The 5,719-nt window shown below is 41.0% G+C and carries 8 protein-coding genes and 1 pseudogene; all 9 read left to right on the top strand.

What is annotated here, in order from left to right; genetic code table 11:
- The first annotated feature begins 126 nt into the window (after nucleotides 1-126).
- The 9 genes and pseudogenes from DP116_RS26625 to DP116_RS26595 all read left to right on the top strand — a co-directional run bounded on the left by DP116_RS26625 (nucleotide 127) and on the right by DP116_RS26595 (nucleotide 5,615).
- Nucleotides 127-870 (top strand): zinc ribbon domain-containing protein, encoded by a 744-nt coding sequence (locus DP116_RS26625; RefSeq protein ID WP_169158003.1) that lies wholly within the window; start codon nucleotides 127-129, stop codon nucleotides 868-870.
- A 32-nt stretch (nucleotides 871-902) separates the two neighbouring features.
- Complete coding sequence (locus DP116_RS26620; protein WP_169158002.1) at nucleotides 903-1,286, top strand: hypothetical protein; 384 nt, start codon at nucleotides 903-905, stop codon at nucleotides 1,284-1,286.
- A complete protein-coding gene (locus DP116_RS26615; protein WP_246275812.1) occupies nucleotides 1,264-1,623 on the top strand; it encodes a DUF5615 family PIN-like protein in 360 nt (119 codons plus the stop codon). Before DP116_RS26620 ends, DP116_RS26615 begins: the two co-directional genes overlap by 23 nt.
- A gap of 49 nt (nucleotides 1,624-1,672) precedes the next feature.
- On the top strand, nucleotides 1,673-1,798 hold the full coding sequence (locus DP116_RS30065) for a hypothetical protein (protein WP_281357482.1): 126 nt from the start codon (nucleotides 1,673-1,675) through the stop codon (nucleotides 1,796-1,798).
- A gap of 823 nt (nucleotides 1,799-2,621) precedes the next feature.
- Entirely contained in the window at nucleotides 2,622-3,167 is a 546-nt protein-coding gene (locus DP116_RS30835; protein WP_422614243.1) for a helix-turn-helix domain-containing protein, read from the top strand.
- A gap of 11 nt (nucleotides 3,168-3,178) precedes the next feature.
- Nucleotides 3,179-3,751, top strand: a complete 573-nt coding sequence (locus DP116_RS30830; RefSeq protein ID WP_422614242.1) for an IS630 family transposase — start codon at nucleotides 3,179-3,181, stop codon at nucleotides 3,749-3,751.
- Between the two features lie 9 nt (nucleotides 3,752-3,760).
- Nucleotides 3,761-3,940, top strand: a pseudogene (locus DP116_RS26605) (cytochrome c oxidase subunit I); the annotation flags it as partial.
- Between the two features lie 96 nt (nucleotides 3,941-4,036).
- Entirely contained in the window at nucleotides 4,037-4,639 is a 603-nt protein-coding gene (locus DP116_RS26600; RefSeq protein WP_169158001.1) for a cytochrome c oxidase subunit 3, read from the top strand.
- 154 nt (nucleotides 4,640-4,793) lie between these two features.
- Complete coding sequence (locus tag DP116_RS26595; protein WP_169158000.1) at nucleotides 4,794-5,615, top strand: NADPH-dependent oxidoreductase; 822 nt, start codon at nucleotides 4,794-4,796, stop codon at nucleotides 5,613-5,615.
- Nucleotides 5,616-5,719: the final 104 nt, after the last annotated feature.

The raw sequence follows: 5,719 nt of genomic DNA, 5'->3' as shown, positions 1-5,719 counted from the left end.
TCCTTCTTCTTCACATTACATCTTTTTTATTCCTCAAAACAAACTTGATAACCTATTAGTTTGGTTGGTAAAAATTGAAATTCTTGCTTGATGCAGCAACGAAGCATAAAGCGAAAACAAAACATCATGGATAAAGAATACGCCCCCATGTTCGTTTGGTCTCCAGATATTTCTAAAGAGTACAAGCATTTCAAGTTGACCAGCAAGTGCCCAGAATGCGGTGTATTTCACTGGACTCTTAAGCTTGTAAAAAGTGATGGAACCCCAGTTCCCATGAAGTTGAGATTAGAACGTGATACCTATATTGAATGTCGAAAATGCCAACGTAGATTTCCTATTTGCAACACATCTAACAATCATCCACAGAACCTTACGGAGGTGCCCACCGTAAAAGTTCATAGGTCAACAGAAAAGAAAAGAGTGCAAGTTGCAAATGAAGTAATTAATGTTCCACAAGGAGTCACCATTACCGTAAAGCGTTCAAGAGTGATCGAGCATAGTATAGACATTAACTGGCAGTTTTCCTCTGGAATTGAAATCGAACTTGGATTGCAACCCATAATAAAAACGGTGGTTCGTGGCGAGATTGAGAAGGCACAAGGACGAAAATATCAAGAAAGCGAAACAATAGAATACGAAATTGAACTGAGTGGAGAAACGAGTAACCGTTACTCTCTAACATGGACTGATATATGGCTTACGGGAAAGACGGAAATTCAACAAAGTAATACGACTCGTATACTACCTTTTCAATTCCGTGAATACAGTGAGCTTGAAGTCGCTCCGGCTAGTTTTTGTCGTCATTGTGGATTTAAGCTTGAAGCTTTAAATGCTTTCTGCCCAAGTTGCGGCAAGAAGGTTCCTGTCTAGAATGAACATAAGCACTGTTAAGAAACGCTTTTATGTCACTACAAGAACTCAAAGAACAAGCTTTCAAATTGTCTGTGAGCGATCGCCTTGCCCTGATTAGTGCCCTGATTCAATCTTTACAAACTGATAGCCAAACAGAAGATTGGAAATATTTAGTCACACGTCCTCACCCTTGGCGACGACAACTATATATTAAAGGGCGTAAGTTGCTTGTCTCAACCGTTTGGCAAGATATGATTGCCAATAAAATGTCAGCCGAACAAGCAGCAGAAAATTGGGACTTACCCTTGGCAGCTATTCACGAGGCTATTAACTATTGCGAAAATAATCGGGAACTGCTGAAATTAGAGGCAGATGAGGAAAGGTATCGTTTAGAAACAAAGGGAATTTCTCTTGAGCCTACAACTGCTGCTTGATGAGGACTCTCAAGCAAAGTATCTGCTCAATTTGCTTCGCACAGCAGGGCATGATGTAATCACTGTCAATGAAGCAGGTTTAGGAAGTTGCCCAGATTCAACCGTATTTAATTACGCTAGGCAACAAGGGTTAGTGGTGCTGACTCGCAACTGTGATGACTTTGAGCAACTTCATCAAGCTGAACCAGTTCATCCAGGTATTTTGGCAGTCTATCAAAACTCGGACTCATCAAAAAACATGAGCTATCAGTCAATTGTTGCAGCAATCTCCAATCTTGAGGCGATGAGCTATGTGCTTAAAAACCAGTTCGTTATTCTTAATCAATGGAATTATTAACTCTGGGAATTGCACAGCTCGCGGCATAACAAATCGTTACAGTGGCGGAATGGAGGTTACTGGTGAAATACAAAAGTTATTAGCCGCCGCTGAACTCAATCGTTACTGCGATCGCCCCAAAGGGGTGGCTCCTCTGAAGCATCGCGAGGTATTTGCACAAACTATAGACAATTGATGGTCTTATTAAGATATAAATTCAGATCAAAACTGTTAACCTCGAAACAATACAAGAAAAACGTAATTGTTGGTTGAGAATCTTCTAATTTTTGATTAATTGTAACCACGAATACTCTTTGCAAAAAAATTGACAATCGCAAGTAAATTGGCAAGATGTATGATATTCTTTATATATGGGAAATCAATAGTCCTAAATAGGTAAGGATACAGTGTAATTGATTCTAATTGCATCGATGTCAGAAGCACTCCTCACCTATCCAAACTGTGGCTCTCAATACATAGTTTCTAATGGTAAAATCCATAACGGGAAACTAAATTTCAAGTGTTAAGACTGTGGCAGGCAGTTTGTGATTCACCAGGCTACCGAAGACTTAATTCACAAGTTTCTGTTTCATATTCTGCTTGACTTCACGCATGAAAAATACCAACTCAGTCAGCATTTGACCAACCCTTTAGGACTTTTTGTGATGACTTGCAAGCTTTACCTCATTATCTCTACTGCGATTACTAAAATAGTCTACTGAACTTCATGATTTAGGGGCTTGAGCTGGAGTTCCATCCAAACACCTGTTGAAAAAGCATAACGATAATTGCTGCAATTCTATATTCATTCTGTGCGAGCTTCTACTTATCAAAATGAAGCTCTTGTGTGAAAATCATTCTCCAAAATGAAAATTGCTGCTGTTATGTAGACAGATCTTAAGTTCAACCTGAGTCGTTATAGAAGTCAAAAGATTGTGGTTGTTTAGTGTTAGGAGTTATACTAATTCTCCATGAAGATGCACTAAATTAGTAGAAGTAGAAACTGTCTATCTAAGGTTATGGGAAATAACTTTCGAGTCGAAGTAGATGAGAGCCTCGAAGAGCTACAACATCGATTGCGGCGTGCGGTAACAGCGACAACTAAGGAACGGTTGCAGATGCTGTATTGGATTAAGACCAAAGCGAATGCCTGCGGCACGCTGAGTCCCAAAGGGACACGCTGCGCGAACGCTAACGCTACAAGACAGGAACTATCGCAACAGCTTGGACGAGACGAATCAACAGTGTACCGATGGTTGAAACGATATAAGCAAGGAGGCATTGATGCATTACTCGAAATTAAGACAGCCCCAGGAAAGCCAGGTTTAATTCCAGAAACAGCGATCGCTCAACTACATCAACGCTTAAGTCAACCTCAAGGATTCAGAAGTTATAGCCAAATTCAAGAGTGGCTCACTCAAGAGTACCAGGTTGTAGTTGCGTACAAGACTGTACACAAAATTGTGCGTTACAAACTCAATGCCAAATTGAAAGTACCCCGCCCCCGCAGTGCTAAGGCTTTGCCTGAAGTCCAAGACGCATTTAAAAAAAACTGCCAGAAATAATCCAAGTATTATTGCGTTATTTAGGAACAGATCAACCAGTACGTTATTGGTGTGAAGATGAAAGTCGATTGGGACTCAAAACCCTTACTGGGCGTCAAATTACCCTCAAAGGAGTTAAGCCTGAAGGCATCGTTAGTTGGCAACGAAAAAACTTTTATTTGTACGGTGTGGTTGAACCAGCAACTGGAGATAGTTTTTTCTGGGAGTTTTCTCACCTTGATGGTACGTGTTTTCAAGATTTCTTAGACCTTTTTTCAAAAGCATATCCTGACGCACTCAATTTGATACAAATGGACAATGGCAGTTTTCACAAATCCTTGGACTTAAAATGGCCAGATAATGTTATTCCCATTTTTCAGCCCGCCAACAGTCCAGAGCTTAACCCCATCGAAGGCTTATGGGAACATATTAAGTACAAACTATCTTGGGAACATTGTACAAATTTAGATGACTTAAGACGGAAATTAAAACAGGTTCTTGATTCTATCTCATCCGAAGCGATTGCCGTAGGCAGAGCTACGCTTAACGCTTCAATTTGTGGATGGGATTACATCACCTCCGCTTTATTAAGTGCAACTTCATAGAGAATTGGTATTAATATGATTGGTTCTTGGATGCATGACCAGCAAGCACTCAAGAATCCTTGGCGAGCCATTGGACTTGAGTGGCAAGTTTCTTCACCACCTCCTGTAGAGAACTTTGACGAAATTCCAGTTGTTATTGGTGAACCCTACGCCTACGGAAAATCTGAACCATTGGTGCAAGAGCGTTAGTGATTAGTAGTACAGACGCGCTCTGATGAAAGCGTTTGTACATCATTTGTTTTTCCACTAACTACCAACCACTAACAACCTGTGAGAATTTATCAAATGAACAGTTCGATCACTTCAAAAGAGTTACAGCATTCCGCACATGAGCATGCTCATGATGAAGAAGGCAGCAAAATGTTCGGCTTCACTGTGTTCTTGCTTTCAGAGACTTTCATTTTCCTCGGTTTTTTTACAGCATATGTTGTCTACAAAACAACACTTCCTAACTGGTTACCTCCTGGTGTTTCCGGACTAGAAACCAAAGATCCTGCAATAAATACGGTGATTCTTGTTTCCAGTAGCTTTGTCATTTATTTGGCAGAACGCGCCCTTGCACGCCACGACTTGACAAAATTTCGCCAGTTTCTTGCGTTAACGATCGCAATGGGAAGTTACTTTTTAGTAGGACAAGCGATCGAGTGGAGCCACCTTTCCTTTGGCTTTACCACAGGAGTTTTTGGTGGAATGTTCTATTTACTAACAGGCTTCCACAGTTTACACGTTCTCACTGGTATTTTGTTGCAGATTATTGTTTTTGGTCGCTCTTTCATTCCAGGTAACTACGACACAGGTCATTTTGGTATAAATGCAACCTCTGTGTTCTGGCACTTTGTTGATGTTATCTGGATTGTTTTGTTTGTCCTTATTTATATTTGGCAATGAAACAAAAGTGGGAGATTAGTCCAGCTTTGACAATCATTGCCAATACGCGTGCGAGTTGGAGAACATTTGACTGAACGATTCAACAAGAGTTGAGGTGTTCTCATTCCTAAAGTTTTTTGTGACTCAAAGAACATGTTGGAGTTAAAAGTTAACCATGACAAATCCTACAGAATTGCTGCAATCGCGCTACGGTGAAATTCCCTTCAATTACGATCTTCCCTGGAACGATTTCCTAGAGACGCTACTGTCTCACCGTTCAATTCGGTCTTATTTATCTGATCCTCTACCACCGAAAACCGTAGAGTTATTAGTTGCAGCTGCTCAATCTGCTGCTAGTTCTGCTAATCTGCAAACTTGGAGTGTGGTAGCCGTTGAAGATGAACAACGTAAAGAAGAATTATACAGGCTGTCCAATAACCAAGCACAGGTCAAGCAGGCTCCTTTATTCTTGGTTTGGTTAGCAGATTTAGGTCGTCTGGCTCATATTGCTGACAGTCGCGGACTACCTCATGTTGCTTTGGAATACATAGAATTATTGATGAAAGCAATAGTTGACGCCTCTGTAGCAGCGCAAAATGCCACCCTTGCTGCTGAGTCCCTTGGTTTAGGAACAGTATATATTGGCGCAATACGCAACAACACGCAAGAGGTAGCAACACTACTGAATTTACCATCTTTTGTGTTCCCTGTGTTTGGGTTGTGTGTGGGTTATCCGAATCCTGAAGTCCAACCAGCAATTAAGCCACGACTGCCTCAGTCGGTTATACTACATCGAGAAACTTATAAACTGGGAGAACAAGATGAGGCGATCGCTCACTACAATGACATCATGAAACAGTTCTACACTCAACAAAAGATGAATGTCCCTGGTGATTGGTCAGCACAATCAGCCGAGCGAGTCGCAACATTGGATTATTTAAAAGGATGCAAGAACTTGCGTGAAGTTCTGAATAACTTCGGCTTCAAGTTGCTATAAAAGGAATCAGCAACAAAAAGACACAAAGAATTCTGAGCAGCGGCTTAAACTGCTCAGAAACTATTAATATAATCCTGTCACTGCCCTTCGGACAGGGTGTAAGG

This window comes from Brasilonema bromeliae SPC951, from assembly GCF_012912135.1.
GTDB classification, from domain to species: Bacteria; Cyanobacteriota; Cyanobacteriia; order Cyanobacteriales; family Nostocaceae; genus Brasilonema; species Brasilonema bromeliae.
The sequence above is the reverse complement of the archived record's forward strand: the minus strand, read 5'-3'. Positions and strand labels throughout refer to the sequence as shown.